Source organism: Pseudoclavibacter sp. JSM 162008, from assembly GCF_041366455.1.
In the GTDB taxonomy this organism is placed as follows: Bacteria; Actinomycetota; Actinomycetes; order Actinomycetales; family Microbacteriaceae; genus Pseudoclavibacter.
On record NZ_JBEWYX010000001.1, the window covers coordinates 34154 to 52292 of the forward strand.

General features: G+C 68.4%; 18 protein-coding genes and 1 pseudogene. 9 read left to right on the forward strand and 10 right to left on the reverse strand.

Annotated elements, in window-relative coordinates; genetic code table 11:
- Positions 1–162 precede the first annotated feature (162 nt).
- From ABVF28_RS00175 to ABVF28_RS00185, 3 genes and pseudogenes are all read right to left on the reverse strand, one after another.
- Complete coding sequence (locus ABVF28_RS00175; RefSeq protein ID WP_371029245.1) at positions 163–531, reverse strand: hypothetical protein; 369 nt, start codon at positions 529–531, stop codon at positions 163–165.
- A 44-nt stretch (positions 532–575) separates the two neighbouring features.
- Positions 576–710, reverse strand: a pseudogene (locus ABVF28_RS00180) (hypothetical protein); the annotation flags it as partial.
- 171 nt (positions 711–881) lie between these two features.
- Positions 882–1766, reverse strand: a complete 885-nt coding sequence (locus tag ABVF28_RS00185) for an aldo/keto reductase (RefSeq protein ID WP_371029039.1) — start codon at positions 1764–1766, stop codon at positions 882–884.
- Between the two features lie 275 nt (positions 1767–2041).
- Between ABVF28_RS00185 and ABVF28_RS00190 the strand changes: the two genes are divergently transcribed.
- The 6 genes from ABVF28_RS00190 (at position 2042) to ABVF28_RS00215 (ending at position 7253) form a co-directional block, all read left to right on the forward strand.
- Positions 2042–2644 (forward strand): PTS glucitol/sorbitol transporter subunit IIC, encoded by a 603-nt coding sequence (locus tag ABVF28_RS00190; protein ID WP_104251554.1) that lies wholly within the window; start codon positions 2042–2044, stop codon positions 2642–2644.
- Entirely contained in the window at positions 2641–3720 is a 1080-nt protein-coding gene (locus ABVF28_RS00195; RefSeq protein WP_104310355.1) for a PTS glucitol/sorbitol transporter subunit IIB, read from the forward strand. Before ABVF28_RS00190 ends, ABVF28_RS00195 begins: the two co-directional genes overlap by 4 nt.
- Before the next feature lie 73 nt (positions 3721–3793).
- Positions 3794–4168: a PTS glucitol/sorbitol transporter subunit IIA gene (locus ABVF28_RS00200; RefSeq protein ID WP_179555944.1), complete on the forward strand. Its 375-nt coding sequence runs from the start codon at positions 3794–3796 to the stop codon at positions 4166–4168.
- Between the two features lie 3 nt (positions 4169–4171).
- Positions 4172–4657, forward strand: coding sequence for a transcriptional regulator GutM (locus ABVF28_RS00205; RefSeq protein ID WP_371029040.1), 486 nt, complete (start codon positions 4172–4174; stop codon positions 4655–4657).
- A 48-nt stretch (positions 4658–4705) separates the two neighbouring features.
- A complete protein-coding gene (locus tag ABVF28_RS00210; protein ID WP_104310358.1) occupies positions 4706–6007 on the forward strand; it encodes an NAD(P)H-dependent oxidoreductase in 1302 nt (433 codons plus the stop codon).
- A gap of 292 nt (positions 6008–6299) precedes the next feature.
- Positions 6300–7253 carry a sugar-binding transcriptional regulator gene (locus ABVF28_RS00215; protein ID WP_371029041.1) on the forward strand — a complete coding sequence of 318 codons (954 nt, stop codon included), beginning with the start codon at positions 6300–6302 and terminating at the stop codon, positions 7251–7253.
- A gap of 473 nt (positions 7254–7726) precedes the next feature.
- On the opposite strand, the gene ABVF28_RS00220 is transcribed toward ABVF28_RS00215, so the two are convergent.
- The 3 genes from ABVF28_RS00220 to ABVF28_RS00230 all read right to left on the reverse strand — a co-directional run bounded on the left by ABVF28_RS00220 (position 7727) and on the right by ABVF28_RS00230 (position 9957).
- Complete coding sequence (locus tag ABVF28_RS00220) at positions 7727–8257, reverse strand: YjbQ family protein (RefSeq protein ID WP_104310360.1); 531 nt, start codon at positions 8255–8257, stop codon at positions 7727–7729.
- A gap of 89 nt (positions 8258–8346) precedes the next feature.
- Complete coding sequence (locus tag ABVF28_RS00225) at positions 8347–9195, reverse strand: class II fructose-bisphosphate aldolase (RefSeq protein ID WP_371029042.1); 849 nt, start codon at positions 9193–9195, stop codon at positions 8347–8349.
- Positions 9196–9222: 27 nt separating this feature from the next.
- Positions 9223–9957, reverse strand: coding sequence for a triose-phosphate isomerase (locus ABVF28_RS00230; protein ID WP_104310362.1), 735 nt, complete (start codon positions 9955–9957; stop codon positions 9223–9225).
- Between the two features lie 197 nt (positions 9958–10154).
- Here ABVF28_RS00230 and ABVF28_RS00235 point away from each other — a divergent pair, with 197 nt between their 5' ends.
- The 3 genes from ABVF28_RS00235 to ABVF28_RS00245 all read left to right on the forward strand — a co-directional run bounded on the left by ABVF28_RS00235 (position 10155) and on the right by ABVF28_RS00245 (position 12546).
- Positions 10155–10931 carry a lysophospholipid acyltransferase family protein gene (locus ABVF28_RS00235; RefSeq protein ID WP_371029043.1) on the forward strand — a complete coding sequence of 259 codons (777 nt, stop codon included), beginning with the start codon at positions 10155–10157 and terminating at the stop codon, positions 10929–10931.
- 323 nt (positions 10932–11254) lie between these two features.
- The gene (locus ABVF28_RS00240; RefSeq protein ID WP_104310364.1) at positions 11255–12091 is read left to right on the forward strand and encodes a GyrI-like domain-containing protein; all 837 of its coding nucleotides are present in this window, start codon (positions 11255–11257) and stop codon (positions 12089–12091) included.
- 101 nt (positions 12092–12192) lie between these two features.
- On the forward strand, positions 12193–12546 hold the full coding sequence (locus ABVF28_RS00245) for a VOC family protein (RefSeq protein WP_371029044.1): 354 nt from the start codon (positions 12193–12195) through the stop codon (positions 12544–12546).
- Positions 12547–12633: 87 nt separating this feature from the next.
- Here the strand turns inward: ABVF28_RS00245 and ABVF28_RS00250 are convergent, their stop codons facing one another.
- The 4 genes from ABVF28_RS00250 to purL all read right to left on the reverse strand — a co-directional run bounded on the left by ABVF28_RS00250 (position 12634) and on the right by purL (position 18113).
- A complete protein-coding gene (locus ABVF28_RS00250; protein ID WP_104310366.1) occupies positions 12634–12801 on the reverse strand; it encodes a methionine/alanine import family NSS transporter small subunit in 168 nt (55 codons plus the stop codon).
- Positions 12798–14357, reverse strand: coding sequence for a sodium-dependent transporter (locus ABVF28_RS00255; RefSeq protein ID WP_371029045.1), 1560 nt, complete (start codon positions 14355–14357; stop codon positions 12798–12800). The genes ABVF28_RS00250 and ABVF28_RS00255 overlap by 4 nt, the downstream gene beginning before the upstream one ends.
- 152 nt (positions 14358–14509) lie before the next feature.
- Positions 14510–15730 (reverse strand): cell division protein ZapE, encoded by a 1221-nt coding sequence (gene zapE, locus ABVF28_RS00260; protein ID WP_371029046.1) that lies wholly within the window; start codon positions 15728–15730, stop codon positions 14510–14512.
- A gap of 25 nt (positions 15731–15755) precedes the next feature.
- Entirely contained in the window at positions 15756–18113 is a 2358-nt protein-coding gene (purL, locus tag ABVF28_RS00265; protein WP_371029047.1) for a phosphoribosylformylglycinamidine synthase subunit PurL, read from the reverse strand.
- Positions 18114–18139: the final 26 nt, after the last annotated feature.

An 18139-nucleotide genomic window follows, 5' to 3' on the forward strand; every position in this document is an offset into this window, starting at 1 on the left:
GCGGGAACTCGGCAGCGGGGAACTCAGCAGCGACAACGAATCAGTGCGGGCCGCATCGAACTGCGGCCCGCACTGCGAAAGGTGCTGCACTTGTGCGCACCTGTGTGCCCGTAAGTGTCAGGAGCGAGGCCGCCGCGGGGCAGCCTCGTGGAACTCTCGCCTTCAAGGCACGCCCTGAACGTCAGTTCGCGGATGCTGACTGCCCGCGGCGTGCGACCTCGGCGATTTCCGCCGGGAAGGCGGCAGGCTCCCGGTCGAGGGGGGCGTGTCGGGGTCGAGGGCTGCGTCCAGCGCGCCTTCGGCGTCTGCCTGCAAGGCTGCGAAGACGGGGTCGAGGTCGGGCTGACGGGGGCCACGCTCTGCGACGAGTTCGAGCGTCTTCCGGTTCGCCGCCGCGGCCGTCACGCTCTCGACGAGCATCCGCGCGATCTGCGAGCGGGCGACTGAGTCGTTCTCGGGCGAGCCAGCGCGCCGCGTATCGCCCTGCAGGAACAGCAGCTCGGGATGCGCGGCGGCGCTCTCGTCGAACACCCCGGACGCACGATCGTGTCGTCGCTGCCGCTCGCGCGCACGAGGCGCTCAGCGCGACGCTTCCAGTCGTGCGACTGCGAGGCCCGGTTGTAGCCGCTGTCGTGGACGGTCACCCCGATCGAGGTCATGAGCGCGACACGGACGCGTCGCCCGTCAAGCGCCTCGAAGGTCGCGCGCACGATGCCGTAGTCGATGGCTTCCGCCTCAACAGCGGGGTTGCTGGCCAACTTCCGGGACCAGACCGGTGCAGGCGCACGCTTCGGGCATGTTCTTGAGGTCTCGTCCCGGAAGCTGGACCCCCGCGGAGGAGCCAGCGCCGCGCCCCGGGTTCAGGCGCGTGCCGCAGCCGATCAGGCCTCGGGGATGGGCATCCCGTACGCCTCGAGAGTCAGCGACTCCGGTTCCGGCCCGCGGCGCACTGCCTTGTCGAGGGCGTCGATCTGGGCGACCTCGTCGGCGGTGAGCTCGAAGTCGAAGATGTCGAAGTTCTCGGCGATCCGGTGCGGCTTGACCGACTTGGGGATCACCGAGCGGCCCTCCTGCACGTGCCAGCGCAGCATGACCTGCGCCGGGCTCTTGCCGTGAGCGCCGGCGATGGCGCCGATGGTCGTGTCCTCGAGGGTGCTTCCGCCGTCCCCGTCGCGGTAGAACGTGATGCCGCCGATGGGCGACCAGGCCTGGTCGAGGATGCCGTGGCGCGCATCCGCGTCCTGGACGTCCCGCTGCTGGAAGTAGGGGTGCAGCTCGATCTGGTTGAGGGCTGGCACGACGTCGGTCGCCTCGAGCAGCGCCGCGAGGTGGTCGGGCATGAAGTTGCTCACGCCGATGGCGCGCACCTTGCCGTCGGCCAGGAGGCGTTCGAGGGCCTGGTAGGCGCCGATCGTCTTCTCCCAGGCGGTGGGGAGGGGCTGGTGGAGGATCAGGAGGTCGATCTGCTCTACACCCAGCTTGCGGGCCGACTTCTCGAAGGCGTGCAGCGTCTCGTCGAAGCCGTAGTCGCTGATCCAGATCTTGGTCTCGATGAAGATCTCGTCGCGGGGGAGCCCGGATGCGGCGATCGCCTGACCGACTTCGCGCTCGTTCCCGTAGGCGGCGGCCGTGTCGATGTGTCGGTAGCCGACGCGTAGGGCTTCGGCGACTGCGGCCGCCGTCTCCTCTGGCGCTGACTGGTACACGCCGAAGCCGATGGTGGGCAGTTCGACGCCGTTGTTGAGGGTCAGGTTCGTGGTGCTCATGCTGGAAACGCTAGGTCGCGGGGCTGATGGGAGACAGGTTCTGTCAGGGCCCGTCAGGGGAATCGAAGCCGTTTCGAACGGCAGTAAATCTCCTCTTGCGCATGGTGGCGCTCGTGCCTACACTTTCGGCAGGTGCACAAACGATCAGATCTATTTGCAACTTCGTGCACACCCCGACAAAGGAGTCAGAACATGCGGTCTAAGTCGCCGCTCGCCGCCCTCGCGGCCAGCACCGCCGAGCACAGCTCGGCGAACACGTCGGGAGGGAAGCCGGCATGGAAGTAATCACCTGGATCGCCGAGAACTTCATCGGCCTCTTCAATGCCTCCGCAGAGAGCCTCATGGGTCTCATCACGGGCATCCTCCCTCTGCTCCTCGTGCTGCTCACGGCAATGTACGCCGTGACCACGTGGATCGGCGAGGAGCGCGTCACCCGCGCTGTCCGCTGGGCAGGCAAGTACGCGATCACGCGCTACACGGTGATGCCGATCATCGCCGTCATCATGCTGACGAACCCCATGGCGTACACGTTCGGTCGCTTCCTCCCCGAACGCTACAAGCCGGCGTTCTACGACTCCGCGGTGTCGTTCGTGCACCCCGTCACGGCGTTCCTGCCGCACGCCAACGCAGGTGAGCTGTTCGTCTGGACCGGCATCTCCGCCGGAGTCCTCTCGATCGCGCCCGACAAGTACGCGACCCTCGCCGCCCTCTACTTCATGGTCGGCATCGTCGTCATCTTCATCCGCGGCATAACCACGCAGTGGATCACGAAGGTGCTCATCAAGCGCGGTGGCCACGAGGCGACGTTCGCTCGCTTCGACGAGATGTACGCCGAGGGCCACCTCCAGGGCTCCAAGACCGAAGGTGGTGTCCTGTGAGCACAGACGCTGACAACACGAACGCAGGCGCTGCCGACAAGGGTGGCGCGGGCACGGCCGACTACAAGGGCGTCAAGGTCAACCGCGGTCGCGGCGGCTGGGGCGACGGTCTGACCCTCGTTCCGAACGCCGAGAAGAACATCGTCCTCTCGGTCACCGGCGGCGGCATCCACCCCGTCGCGCAGAAGATCGCGGAGCTGACTGGCGCCGAGGCGGTCGACGGCTTCAAGAACAACGTGCCGGACGCGAACGTGCTCTGCGCGGTCATCAACTGCGGCGGCACGGCGCGCATCGGCGTCTACCCGAAGAAGCGCATCCCGACCGTGGATGTGTACCCCGGCGAACCGGGCGGCCCGCTCGCCCAGTTCATCACCGAGGACATCTTCGTCTCCGACGTCGCGCCCCGCGACGTGGTCGCGCTCGATGCCGAGGCAACCGCAGCGGCTGGCGCACCCGCCGCGGCAGCGGCGCCGGCGCAGAGCCCGGAGGAGATCGCAGCGAAGGCCAAGGCGGATGCACGCGCCAGGGTCGCCGCTCAGGGAAGCGGATTCACGGGCTTCGTCGTGAAGTTCGGCAACGCCATCGGCTACTTCATCAACACGCTGCTCTCCTCGGGCCGCCAGGCGATCAAGCTGACGCTCAACACGATCCTGCCGTTCATGGCGTACGTCTCGCTCCTCATCGGAGTCGTCACGTACACGGGTGCCTCGGACTTCATCGCCAACGCGGTGTCCCCGCTCGCGTCGAACCCGATCGGCCTGATCCTGCTCGGCGTCATCACGGGCCTCCCGTTCCTGTCGCCGATCCTCGGCCCAGGTGCCGCGATCGCCCAGGTCGTCGGTGTCCTCATGGGTACGCAGATCGCGGCCGGCGCACTGCCGGTGCAGTACGCGCTGCCGACGCTCTTCGCCGTCAACGGCCAGGTCGGCTGTGACTTCATCCCCGTCGGCCTCTCCCTCGGTGAGGCAGAGCCCGAGACGGTCGCGGTCGGTGTCCCCGCCGTGCTCTTCTCCAGGCAGATCACGTCGCCCCTCGCGGTCGTGCTCGCCTACTTCGCCTCCTTCCTCCTCGTCTAGGTGGTGTCGGGCGGGCCGAGACCGGCCCGCCCGCGCATCCGCTGCACCCCTGAACCAAGAAAGGGACCACAACGTGTCCACGACCATCTGGCAGTCAGAAATCGCCCGCATCGGACCCGACGCGAACGACATGTTCGAGGGCGGCGTCTACATCCTCTTCGGCGAACCCGTGCCGGACGCCCTCGCCGAGGTCAGCCTCGTGCACAAGGGGCACACGGGAGAGTTCGTTCCGGTGCAAGCGGGTGACGAGTTCGTGATCGGCGACGAGGCGGTCACGGTCACCGCGGTCGGCGACCTCGCCAACCCGAACCTGCAGGAGCTCGGCCACGTCGTGCTCTACCTGAACGCGGAAGACACCGCGCTCCTCCCCGGCGCCATCCAGGCGACCGGCTCCCTCTCCACACCCACCGAAGGCGCATTCGTCAGCGTGCGCCGGAACGAGGCCTAGATCATGGACTGGAGATTCCCCGCCGTCCTCGTGCTCGCACTGGTCCTGAGCATGGTCATGTCCGGCGTCCAGATGCGCGCCTACATGCGGCAAGTCAACGAGATCGCGAAGGCCAACGCAGGCAAGAACCTGAACCTCGTGAGCGGCCGCGGCAAGGGCGCCTTCCGCGGCGCGATCGCCGTGCTGCTCGTCGACCCCACGACCCTCGAGGTCGTCGAGGCCCGCGCGCTCGTCGGCTTCAGCGTCTTCGGCCGCCTGAAGCCGGCCCCCGACCTCGAGGGGCCGCTGAAGACGGTCTTCGACCGTGCGGCGGCCCGCCACAAGCACCTCGGAACGGCCGTGCGCCAGGCCATCAGCATGCTGCCCCACCAGGTGCGCGCGCAGGTCCAGCTGCCGCCCGTGAAGGGCAAGGCCAAGCGCGGTCAGCCGACCGCCATCAAGGGCGCCGCGCCGAAGCAATTCGCCGGCCTCTCCCGCGTCAGCAACTAGCCCCGTATCAGCCACCAGGCCCACGACCCAAGCACCAAAGGAACGCACATGAATTACACGCAGCGCCTCATCCAGCGCGAAGCCGAGCTTGGCCGACCCATCCGCGTCGGCGTGGTCGGGGCAGGTCAGATGGGCTCAGGCCTCATCGCCCAGATCGAACGCGCCAAGGGCATGGAAGTCGCCGTCGTCGCCGACATCGCCGTCCAGCGCGGTGTGGATGCGTACACTCGCGCCGGCCGCACCGACGTGCAGGTCGAGAACGACCTCGCCGTCGTCGCCGAGCACATCGAGGCCCGCCGCCCCGTCGTCATCAACGACGGCCTGCTCATCCCGAAGCTCCCCGTCGACGTCGTCCTCGAGGTCTCCGGCGTCACCGAGATCGCCGCGCAGGTCGCCTACGCGTCGCTCCTCGGCAAGAAGGACGTCGCGCTCATGACCGTCGAGGCCGACGTGACCGTCGGCCTGTTCCTCGCTAGCATCGCCAACGCCGGCGAGCAGGTCTACACGATCTGCCGTGGCGACGAGCCCGTCGAAGCGCTCAAGCTCGTCGAGCACGCGACCGACCTCGGCCTCACCGTCGTCGCCGCCGGCAAGGGCAAGAACAACCCCAACCGCCCCACCGACGTGCCGGAAGACGTCATGGAGGAGGCGAAGGCGAAGAACATGAACCCGCGCATCCTGTGCGAGTTCACCGACGGCACCAAGACGCAGATCGAGATGGCGTCGCTGTCGAACGCCACCGGCTTTCCCGTCAACAAGCCGGGCATGCACGGCCCCGCAGCCGACATCGCGACCCTCGCGACGACCCTCATCCCCGTCGAGGACGGCGGCGTCCTCACCTCCACCCCGGCCGTCGAGTACACCGTCGAGGGCGACGTCGCGCCAGGCGTCTTCGTCGTCGTGAAGTCGGAAGACGACGTCGTCACGCACGAACTCGACTACCTGAAGCTCGGCAAGGGCCCCTACTACGCGCTCTACCGCCCGTACCACCTCGCGTCCGTCGAGGCGATCCTCTCGATCAGCGAGGCCGTGCTCGAACGCCGCGCCGACTTCCAGACCATCACCTGGCGCACCGAGGTCGCCTCGAAGGCGAAGTTCGACCTCACCGCCGGCACGAAGCTCGAGGGCATGGGCGGGCACCACGTGCACGGCTGGGCCGTCGACGCCGATGAGGCTCGCGCCAACAACTCCATCCCGATCGGCCTCATCTCCGGCGGCATCCTGAAGCGCGACATCAAGGCCGGCGAGATCGTCTCCTACGACGACGTCGAGCTCGACGAGACCCGCCCGCTCATCGCCATGCGCCGCCTGCAGGACTCGCTCGTCGCCGCCGGAGTCATCGGCGTCTGAGGGCTTCCTCATCCTGCCGCGCCGTTGCCGCTCGGTAGGATCATGTGAACCGGACCACCGGTGCCGCGCCTCGCGTGCGGCACCGGGACGGCTCCCGAACGGTGCGGATGCACGGCTCGGGAGCCGTGGTCGTCCGGCCTCGCCTGCACGCAGGACGCGGGTCGACCACGAGACTGGGGCAGGCGGAACGGGAGCGAGCAGCGTCGCGCATCGCTCCGCAGCCGGGCCGGCGCGGGCCGCCGCACGCCGCACGCCGCACGAACCGCCGCACCACGACGAAGGAGCAGACGAGATGCCAGCACCTCGCAACGCCGAGACCCTCGTCCGAGCGGCGCGCCTCTACTACCTCGACGGGCTCTCCCAGAGCGACGTCGCGAACGCCCTCGGCGTCTCCCGGGCGAGCGTCTCCCGCATCCTCTCGGCAGCCCGCGACCAGGGCATCGTCGAGATCCGCATCCACGACCCGCACGTCGTCGGTCGCGTGAGCGAGCTCGAGCAGCAGATCGTTGACGCGTTCGGCGTGGGCGCCGCCGTCGTCGTCGCGAACCTGCCCGGCCGGCATCCGCTCGACGTGGTAGCTGGCGCGGCCGCCGACTACTTCGCGGAACGAGTGCCATCCGTCGGTTCGGTGGGCCTCAGCTGGGGCAAGTCGATCGACGCGTTCGTCGAGCAGATCCACGTCGAGTCCACGGGGCGCGCGCTGACCCTGTGCCCGCTGGTGGGCGGCATGCCCTTCGACTCCGGGCCCGCTGGCAACACCGCCCTCGAGCGCCTGTCGCAGAAGTCGGGTGCGAAGGCGTTCCGCTTCGAGTCGCCAGCCGTCGTCGAGTCGCCGCAGACCTGGGCGGCCCTCACGCGCGAGTCGTCGATCTCGTCCGCGATCAAGCGGGCGACGGATGTGCAGCTCGCGTTCGTCGGCATCGGCTCGTACGGCCTCCACGCGTCGCGGCACATCGTCTCCGCCATGCGCCTCAGCGACGACGAGCGTGCGGACCTCGACGCGCAGCAGCCGGTCGGCGACATCTGCGGCCGCTTCTTCGACGCATCCGGTCGCGCCCTCGGCTCGCCCGTCTCGGAGCGCGTCATCGGCATCACGCTCGAGCAGCTCGCCGCCATCCCCGAGGTCGTCGGCTTCGCGGCCGGCGCCGAGAAGGCCCCGGGTTTCGCGGGATCCCTGCACACAGGCGCCCTCGACAGCGTCATCCTCGACGAAGACCTCGCCCGCGCCCTCGTCGAACTCGTCTAAGCGAGCGGCCGCAGCTGCTGCTGCCGCGCGACCGCAGCAGCGCTGCCGCACCGCCGTGCCGCCGCTGCCGCGCCGCCGCCGGCCGCATTGCCGCTACCGCATTGCGGTTGCCGGTGCTGCCGGGTCGATCTGCGCTGGTGGCTGCGGTTCCGGGTTCGGTGCGAACGCTGCCAGTCAAGTAGCCCTTTTGCGCGGCGTGGCTGCCATCGCTGCCAGCGATGTGGCCCTTTTCGCGCAGGTATTTGGGCCATTCGACTGGCAGCGTCCAGCGCGCAGGCTGCGGAGTCGGGGCTCGTGGCAGAGCACAGAGCACAGAGCACAGCGCACAGAGCACAGAGCGCGGAACCAAGAGCCCAGGACGCAGAACGCCGCCGGCCGAACGCGCCGCTGACGGGGGAGTCAGGGCGAGACCGACCGGCGGTGTTGGTGCGCCGACATCGTCGGCGGCGCTCAGGAGCGAGGAAGCCGGGGGCCTACTCGCCCATGACGACGACCTGGCATTTGCGCGCGCGGGCGCGGGTGCGGTCGAAGTCGACGAAGTAGATGTAGCCGGTGACGCCGACGCCGAGCTTGCCGTCGATGACGGCGAACACCTCGCTCGAGCCGAGGATCGTCGCCTTGATGTGGGCCTCCGCGTTGAGCAGCGCCGTCTTGTCGCCGCCGGGCAGGTACACCTCGGCGTCCGGCCACGACTCGACGTCTGCGTAGTGCTCGGGCCCCGGGTAGCGGTACTCGCCCTCGGGGGGTACGGCCGTCTGGTTCGGGGCGATGCGGTTCAGGACGTCATCGAGGTCGGCCTGCAGGAACTCGGTGCCGTCGTCAAGGCGGTCGTGCACGAACTCCTCGAAGAAGACGGCGCACGTCGTGTGGGGCGAGATGACGGTGACCGTGCCGGTCGTGATGCCACTCGCCGCGATCGCCTCCTTCACCTCTGCGGTGACGTCGATGTAGCTGGGGGTGCCGCCGTGTGACTGCAGCTGGAGGGTGGTCTGGGTGACGGTCATCGGTGTTCCTTCGTGGTCGTGGATGCGCGTGCTTCGACGAACGCGCGGATGTCGGTGGATGCGGTGGGTGAGCGGATGCGCGGCGTCGCTCAGGCGCCCGGTCGCAGCGCCTGGATGAACTCGGCGACGTCACTCTCGACCTGCGCCGACACGGCCTTCGCGACCTTGGGGAACAGGATCGTGTTGGGCTCGTCTGCGGCCCGGAGCGCAGCATCCAGTGCCGCCTTCGCCGCGTACGTGTAGTAGTTGATCTTGCGGACGCCGCGGGTGATGGAGCGGTGGTACTCGTCGAGGGTGAGACCGGAACCGCCGTGCATGACGATGGGCACGCCCGTCGCGTCGCGGAGCTGCTCGATGAGCGCGTAGTTGAGCTTCGGCTCCTGGTGGTACATGCCGTGCACCGTGCCGAACGAGGCGGCGAGCGCCGTGACACCGGTGCGCTCGACGAACTCCTTCGCCTGGGTCGGCTCGGTGTAGAGGGTCTCGTCGGCGATGCCCTGGCTCGGGTCGCCGTTCTCGTTGCCCGTCATGACGCCGAGCTCGCCCTCGACGCCGACACTGCGTTCCTTCGCGAGCTTCACGACCTCGGTGGTGCGGGCGACGTTCTCCTCGTAGGGGAGCGTGGAGCCGTCGATCATGACCGAGTTGAAGCCGATGTCGAGGCCGCGGGTGATGTAGTCGATGTCCTCGCCGTGGTCGACGTGCAGCACGAACGGCGCCTCGCTGCGCGTCGCGAGCGCGAGCATGGCGGGCCCGATGTCGTCGATCGAGAGGGTGCTCTCGTGCACCTGCGCGTGCTGCAGGATGACGGGGACGCCGGCCTTCTCGGCTGCCGCGATGGTGCCGAGCAGCCCCTCGAAGTAGGGGGTGTTGACCGCCGCGATGGCGATGTTGTTCTTCTGTGCGTAGCGGAGCGCTTCGTCGAGTCCGATGAGCATGGGTGTTCTTCTCTCTGGGAGGGTGAGTCAGCTGGCCGGTGCGGCAGCGGATGAGTTGGTGCCGGTGGCCTGCGAGTCGCGGTGGTCGGCGAGCGCCTGGAACATCTCGGTGAGGATCTCGCGCCAGTCGGGGTGCTTGATGATGCCGCTTGTGCCGCCCGAGCAGTCGGCGCCCTGCTGGAGGACGCGCGTGATGTCGGCGCCGCGGCTCACGCCGGCGGCCTGCACGACGAGGATCGACGGGTCGACGTTCTTCACGATCTGGGTGGTGCGCTCGATGTAGTCGCCCGCATCCATCTGCCCGGTGCCGATGTTCGCGGTCGGCTCGCAGATCATGCCCGACGGGTCGAGGTCGGCGACGGCCCGGCACTGCAGGTCGGAGTCGGCGCAGACGATGGTTGCAAGACCGACCTCTTCGCAACGGCGCATCGTGGCGTCGAGGTCGGCCAAGGTGAGGGGGTGCTCGGCGTGGTTGAGCACGACGGCCTTGACGCCGGCCTCCGCGAGGCCCTCGGCGAGGATGTGGCCCATGCCGCGGCCCGGCACGATCGGGTCGACGTGCTGGGCCGTGACGCAGAGGTTCGTCGTCTCGGCGACGACGGACCGCAGGTCGATGTGCTGCGCGGTGAAGACGACGTCGATGTCGAACGCGCCGGCCAGCTCGTCGGTGAGGTGGGCCAGCTTCATGAGCTCGCTGCCCGTCAGGTAGGCCTTCGGGTTGACGATGAGAAACGGGCTCCGTACAGGGATGGGGACAGCCATTGTCAGTTGCTCCTAGCGGATGAATGCACAAAGTTGCACTGTGAATCGTACGAACGTGCAGTTAGGCAAGTATCGCATCCGCGGAACGAAACTGGCAAGGCTTCGGATGCCGGACCTCGCGAGCAGCGCCGTTCGCACCGATTTCGTCTCAGCTGCCCCGAATAAGCTGGCCCCTCACACTTGGATCAGGGAGCCACATGACTCGCGAACCCGTCTACTCATTTGCGATCGGGGTCGGCCGCACGGTGTTCGCCGCGCTTCGCGTTCGCCAGACGGTCCACGGCGCGCAGCACATCCCGGACACCGGCGGCGCCGTCATCGCGATGACCCACTTCGGGTACCTGGAGTTCGCCCTCGTCGAATGCGCCACGTGGATGCACAACCGACGGCGCATCCGCTTCATGGCGAAGCAGAGCGTCTTCGAGAAGCCCGTCGTCGGCAGGCTCATGCGGAGCATGCGGCACATCCCCGTGAACATGAAGGCGGGTGCCGACGCGTTCGCGGCGGCCGCGACCTCGTTGCGCGACGGCGAGCTCATCGGGGTGTTCCCCGAGGCGGGCGTCAGTGCGTCGTTCACGATCCGCGACTTCAAGACCGGGGCGGTGCGCCTCGCGGCGCAGGCCGGGGTTCCCATCATCCCCGTCGCTGTGTGGGGCGGGCATCGGCTGCTCACGAAGAACCGCAAGATCAGCTTGAGGGAGCGCCTCGGCATTCCCGTGCACTTCTCATTCGGCGCGCCCATCCACGTCACTGCCGGTGATGACCCCGCCGTCTCCACGGCGAAGCTCAAGACGACCATGGAGGGATTGCTCAACGAGCTCCAGTCGAGCTACCCGGAAGACGGAACCGACAAGTGGTGGCAGCCGCGCGCACTCGGCGGCACGGCCCCCACGCCGGAGGAAGCCGCGGCCGCCGACGCCGCGCGCGACCTCAAGCGCGAAGCGGCACGGGCCGCGCAGGCCGCGCGGAAGTAGGACGCGCGTCCGCAACGGGTCGCGGTCGCACGGCGCGTATCGTCGTGGCCAACTCGCGTGATGGATGGGCGCATCCAGGGCCGAAACCGCGTCCGGCGGGGCGTTCGTCACGGATGTTGGCCGGTGGGCGAGGGCTGCGGACGCTGGTGCGGCGGCGGTGATCCGTTCCGGGCCGGCAGCGGTGGTGCGGTGACCCGCGATCCGTGTCCAACATGAGTGCAGAATTGGCCCATCCGGGGGCGGAAACCGGGCCGAGGGCCAGATATCGCACTGATGTTGGACAGTGATCGGCGGCAGATGGAACCCGGTGTCAGACTTGGCGCATGAACCGTGAGCTTCCCGGAACCCTGATGAGCATCGGCGAGTTCTCGCGCTACTCGGGGTTGAGCGTGCGCATGCTTCGGCATTATGCGGAGCGGGGTGTGCTTGCCCCGGCCGAGGTCGACGAGTTCAGCGGGTACCGACGCTACGCACCCGGTCAGCTGCAGGACGCGGGGCGGGTGCGGATGCTCCGCGACTCGGGGTGCGGGATCCCGGCGATCGCCGAGCTCCTGCCGCTCTTCGACTCGCCTGACCTGCTGCGGCTTCGGCTGCAATCGCACCTCGACGAGCTGAAGGCAGAGGCACGACGGGTGGCCGAGCAGCAGGCGCTCGCAGTGAACCTGCTTGGGGAGCTCGAGGCGCGAGCGCGGCGGCTGGACGTCGTCGAGCGCACGTTCCCGGCGCTGCGCGTGCTCTACCTGCGGCGGACCGTCGCCGACTACCCGTCTGAGGGGTCGCTCTGGGGCAACTTCCGCGGCCCGGTCGCCGAGCTCACCTCCCGCGACCCGGAGGCCTTCGGCGACGTGGGCGGTGCCACCTACTTCGACGATGAGTACCGCGATGCCGACGTCGAGATGGCGATCTGGCGCGAGTACCGCGGCGCCTCCGTACCGGATGGGTATGAGGTCGTAGAGCTTCCCGAGCAGCGCGTCGCGACGGTCACACATCGGGGCGGCTTCGAGACGATCAACGAGGCGACTGCCACCGCGGGTGCCTGGGTTGCCGATCAGCAGCGCACGAGAGTCGGGCCGATCTTCAACGTCTACGTGCGCGGCCCCGGCCGCGACCCGAACCCCGAGAACTGGGTCACCGAGGTGAACGTGCCGATCGCGGTTTGACTCTCACACTGTGTGAGACCTCACGATCGGATCACCGGCGCACGAGGCCGGCGCCGCAGCGCAGGGGCGCGGCGGCTGATCCGGACGAGAGGACAACGACCATGTCGAACACTGTGAACTACTTCGAGATCGGCACCACCGACCCAGAGGCCGCGAAGGCCTTCTATGGCGACACCTTCGGCTGGACGTTCGGCTCACTCGAGCCGGGCGGTTACGGCATGGTCGACGCTGCTGGCAACGGTGGCGGCCTCTGGGACTCGAGCACCGTCGGCGGTGGCAGCTGGGCGGTCTTCTACGTCGAGGTCGACGACATCGAGGCGAAGCTCGAGCAGGCGGCCGCCAACGGCGCGGAGACCGTCATCCCGCTGGTCGACAACGGCACCATCAAGTTCGCGCACCTCCGCGACCCGCTCGGCAACCGCTTCGGCGTCTGGCAGCGCAAGGCGCAGGGCTGAGCGGCGCGGGCGTACAAGCAGAACCCCGCCCGCGAGAGACTCGCGGGCGGGGTTCTCTCGGTGCTGAGAAGAACCGAGGCTCGCCGATCAGGTGTCGTGCGTGACCGGGGCGTGTTCGGCTCGGCCGTCGTCGTGACCACCCGACGGATAGTCGGCGCGTTCCGGGTGCCGACGGAGCGCGATGACGGAGGCGGCGCATCCGCCCCATACGATCCCGATCGCGACGATGAGCATCGTGATGGCTTCTGGGGTCATCGGGCCGTCTCCTTCTCGCGCAGCTCAGCCGACGTCGGCCAGGCGGTGAACTTGTCTGGGCTGTTGCGCCAGCGGATCAACGTCATGACCGCGCTCGCGAGCAGCATCACGAGCACAGCGCCCCAGCCGAACACGCCGATGTACCAGAGCGGGTAGCCCTCGTAGCCGTCGACGATGAGCGTCCTGATCTGCTCGATGAGCATGTACGTGAGGACGACCGGCGCGATGATGCCCGTCAGCACGAGCCACCACTTGCCGACCTGGAACGTGGACACGGAGTTGAGGTGCAGCCGCATCTCCTCGCCGCGGCGGGCGACCCAGATGACGCCGACGCAGGTGGCGATGGCGGACGCGATGATGCCGATGTTGTTCGTCCACATGTCGACCGTGTCCAGGGCGATGAGGCCCGTCGTCGTCGAGAAGAGGAGGATCGAGATGACGGCGCTCACGCTGCCGAGGATGACCGCCGCCTTGCGAGGCGACCAGCCGAACTTGTCCTGGAAGGCTGACGAGACGACCTGCAGGATCGACAGCAGTGAGGTGAATCCGGCCATGACGAGCGACCCGAAGAACAGCGCCCCGAAGATCTGCCCGCCTGGCATCTCCGAGATGATGGCTGGGAAGGTCACGAACGACAGGATCGGGCCGGTCAGCCCCTCCAGCTCGCCCACCGCGACGTTCTGCTGATGCGCCATGAAACCGAGCGTCGCGAAGACGCCGATGCCCGCCAGGATCTCGAACGACGAGTTCGAGAAGGCGACGACGAGTCCCGGGGACGTCATGTTCGAGCGACGGTTCCGGTAGGACGAGTAGGTCACCATGATGCCGTAGGCGATGGACAGCGAGAAGAAGATCTGGCTGTACGCGGCGATCCAGACGCTCGGGTCGCCGAGCGCGACCCAGTCGGGTGTGAACAGTGCGTTGAGCCCATCTGCCGCGCCGTCCAGGAAGAGCGCCCGGACCACGAGGATGAGGAACGAGACGAGCAGTAGCGGCAGGAAGATGAAGTTCGTGCGTTCGACACCCTTCGCGATACCCGCCGCGAGCACGAAGATCGTCACTCCCCAGACGGCGACGAGTGGGATCAGGACCGAGGGCACGAACTGCATCGAGACCCCGGGGTCGCTGAGCTGCAGGAAGTCGCCGGTGAAGAACGCCGCCGGGTCGTCGCCCCAGCCGAGGTTGAACGAGAGCACGAAGAAGCTCAGCGCCCAGGCGATGATCGCCGTGTAGTAGAGGCCGATCACGAAGCAGATGAAGACCTGGAACCAGCCGAGGCTCTCCATCCACTTCGCGACGCGACGGAAGGCGGTCGGTGCGGCCCCGCGCATCCGGTGGCCGATCGCATAGTCGAGGAAGAGGATCGGGATGCCTGCGGTGATGAGCGCGACGAGGTACGGGATGAGGAACGCGCCCCCGCCGTTCTCATACGCCACCCCCGGGAAGCGCCAGATGTTGCCGAGCCCGACGGCGGAGCCGATGGCGGCGAGGATGAACCCGGTCTGGCCGGTCCATTGCTCGCGAGGCTTGACCTCGGTTGTTGTGGATTTCGTCATTGAGAATCCCCCAAGAGCGTCGTGAGCGGGTGCGCGTGCGACGACAAGCGCTCTGCTTGCCCGACGAGCCTAGTGAATTCGAGGTGCACCTCGCATGCCCGGCATCGAATCGTGATTCGCGACGGGGCGCGGAACTCTCCGAACGTCGGGCCCTAGCGCTCCAGGAGGTGCAGGCGGCTCACCATGCGGAACGCGTCGGCGCGGCCCGCGGCGGCGGCCACGAACTCTTCGAACGACGCATCCGCGGAGAAGTGCGCCTCGATGTCGTAGTCGACGAGCACGTCGATCGCAGTGACGAAGCGCTGCTGTGGATCGCGGCCGACTGAGGCGAGGAGCGGGACGTCGAGCACGTGCCACGTGTCGAAGTCGCGCGCCCACTGCAGGTATTCGAGCGACGACGTCTTCGCGACGAACAGCTCCGCGAACGTCGCCCAGAGCTCGCGCCCGCGCACGGCCGTCACTTCGAAGGTGCGCCCGCCGAGGTCGAGCGACGTCGCCTCAACCGGCGACGGCCGTTCGGCACCGAAGGTGAGGTCCGACTCGGCGGCAGAACCTCCGTCTGCGGTGCCAGCGGTTGTGGACACGGCGCTCGGCACGTGAGTCCACGACCCGGTCGCGAATCCGCGACGCTCGACCGTTGCCGCTCGCGAGCGGCGGTAGTCGACGTCGCCAGTCAGCTCGACGACGTCGAGCTCACGCTCGATGAGCTCGATGCCCGGCTCGAAGATGTGGTGGTAGACGGGGCTCGGGAGGAGGCCCTGTGGCGGGTAGTTCGAGGTCGCGACGATCGTGATGCCGTGCTCGCGCCCATACCGCAGCAGGCCGGTGAGCAGCGTCGCGTGGCCGGGGTCGTGCACGTGGAACTCGTCGAACAGCAGCAGGTGAGCATCGCCGATCAGTTCTTCGACAGCATTCGCGAAGACGCTGTCCGAGCCGCGGTTCGCGAAGATGCGGGAGTGCAGCTCGTTGAAGAACGAGTGAAAGTGGACGCGCAGCTTCCGCTCGATCGGGACCGCGTCGTAGAAGGCATCCAGCAGCCACGACTTGCCGCGGCCCGCCGGCCCCCACAGGTAGAGCCCGCGCGGGGGCGCCGAATGGGGAGGAGTGGCGGTGGCGTGATCTGCCCCGTCCTCGCCGGGATGGGTCTCCCCGGCCGCACGCGCCTCGCGCTCGACGATCTGCGCGCCGAGGCCCGCGAGACGCAGGGCGACCATCCGCTGCCCATCGTCAAGCGCGAAGCCGGCCGATGCGGCTGAGGCGACGACGGCTTCGAAGACTCCGGCCGCCGCTTGGCTCGCTCCCGCCTCGACAGTTTCGGGATGGGCTTCTCGCTTCGGGATGGGAAGCAACCCATCCTGAAGCGAGGAACCCATCCCGAGACTCACAGCGCGGCGGTCCTTAGGAGGTCGCAGCCGCGACGGCGGCGGAGATCGGCGCGGAGTTCGGTCCGACGACGTCGCCGAAGCGCTTCGGCAACGTGGCGCCGCGCGCCTCGGAGAGCTCGGCGAGCGTGAACTCGAAGAGGCCCTGGACCTCGAGCTTCGCGTCGGCACCCATGCCGTCGCTGACGCCGACGCGGGTGACGGGGAAGTCGCGCGCCTCGCACATCGCCTGGAAGCGCACGTCGTCGTCGTGCGGGACGGAGACGAGGATGCGCCCGGCCGACTCGCTGAACAGCGCGGTAGCCGCATCCACCCCCTCCTTCTGCATGAGGCCATCGAGCACGATGCGCGCGCCGACGCCGAAGCGGGTCGAAGACTCGACGATCGCCGCCGCGAGGCCGCCCTCGGAGAGGTCGTGCGCCGAGGTGAGGAGGCCCTGCTGGCCTGCTCCGATGACGAGGTCGGCGAGTGCCTTCTCGCGCTCGAGGTCGACCCGCGGGGGCAGCCCGCCGAGGTGACCGTGCACGACGTCGGCCCAGATGGAGCCGGACAGCTCTTCGAGCGTCGTGCCGAGGAGGTAGAGGTTGTCGCCCTCCTCCTGCCAGCCGGACGGGACGCGGCGGGCCACGTCGTCGATGAGGCCGAGCACGGCGACGACAGGCGTCGGGTGGATGGGCACGTCGCCGGTCTGGTTGTAGAACGACACGTTGCCGCCCGTGACGGGGATGCCGAGCTCGAGGCAGGCGTCGGCGAGGCCCTCGACGGCCTGCGCGAACTGCCACATGACCTCGGGGTTCTCGGGGCTGCCGAAGTTGAGGCAGTCGGAGACGGCGGCCGGGCGTGCACCCGTGGCTGCGACGTTGCGGTACGCCTCGGCGAGGGCGAGCTTGGCGCCCGCGGACGGGTCGAGCTGCGCGTAGCGGCCGTTGGCGTCGAGGCTGATCGCGAAGCCGAGACCGGACTCCTCATCGATGCGCACCATGCCGGCGTCCTCCGGCGTGCCGAAGGCCGTGTTGCCGAGCACGTAGCGGTCGTACTGCTGCGTGATCCACTCGGGGTCGGCGAGGTTCGCCGACGAGATGAGGGCGAGCACCTGCTCGCGGAGCTCCTCGCCCGACTGCGGGCGGGGGAGCGCGGATGCGGAGTCGGCCTGGAGCGCGTCGATCCACGTCGGGTAGGCGACGGGGCGGTCGTAGACGGGGCCGTCGATCGCGACGGTGCGCGGGTCGACGTTCACGATCTCGACGCCGCGCCAGTTGATCACGAGACGACCGGTGTCGGTGACCTCGCCGAGCACGCTCGTCTCGACGTCCCACTTGTCGACGATCGCCATGAACGCGTCGAGCTTGTCTGGCGCCACGACCGCCATCATGCGCTCCTGGCTCTCCGACATGAGGATCTCCTCAGCCGTGAGGTTCGGGTCGCGCAGCAGCACCTTGTCGAGCTCGATGTACATGCCGCCGTCGCCGGCCGCTGCGAGCTCGCTCGTCGCGCAGGAGATGCCGGCGGCGCCGAGGTCCTGGATACCTTCGACGACCTTCTCGCGGAACAGCTCGAGGCAGCACTCGATGAGCACCTTCTCGGCGAACGGGTCGCCGACCTGGACTGCGGGGCGCTTCGTGGGGCCCTTCTCGTCGAACGAGTCGGAGGCGAGGATGGAGGCACCGCCGATGCCGTCGCCACCCGTGCGGGCGCCGAAGAGCACCACCTTGTTGCCTGCACCGCGCGCGTTCGCGAGGTGCAGGTCCTCGTGGCGGAGCACGCCGACCGCGAGGGCGTTGACGAGCGGGTTCGCCTGGTAGACGCTGTCGAACCACGTCTCGCCGCCGATGTTCGGCAGGCCGAGGCAGTTGCCGTAGAAGGAGATGCCGCTCGTGACGCCATGCACGACCCGCGCCGTGTCGGCCTCGTCGATGGCGCCGAAGCGCAGCGCATCCATGACCGCGACCGGGCGGGCACCCATCGAGATGATGTCGCGGACGATGCCGCCGACACCGGTCGCGGCTCCCTGGAACGGCTCGATGTAGGAGGGGTGGTTGTGCGACTCGACCTTGAAGGTCACCGCCCAGCCCTCGCCGGCGTCGATGACGCCCGCGTTCTCGCCCATGCCGACCATGAGGTTCTTCTTCATCTCGTCGGAGACCTTCTGGCCGAACTGGCGCAGGTAGTTCTTCGAGGACTTGTAGGAGCAGTGCTCCGACCACATGACCGAGTACATGGCCAGCTCGCCCGACGTGGGGCGGCGGCCGAGGATCTCGCGGATCTTGTCGTACTCGTCAGGCTTCAGTCCGAGGGCGCCGTACGGCTGCTCCTTCTCGGGAGTCGCCTTCGCGTTGTCGACGGTGTCCGGGACGTGGGTGGTCTGGCTGCTCACTGGCGAGGCTCCTTCTGGCGGCGCGA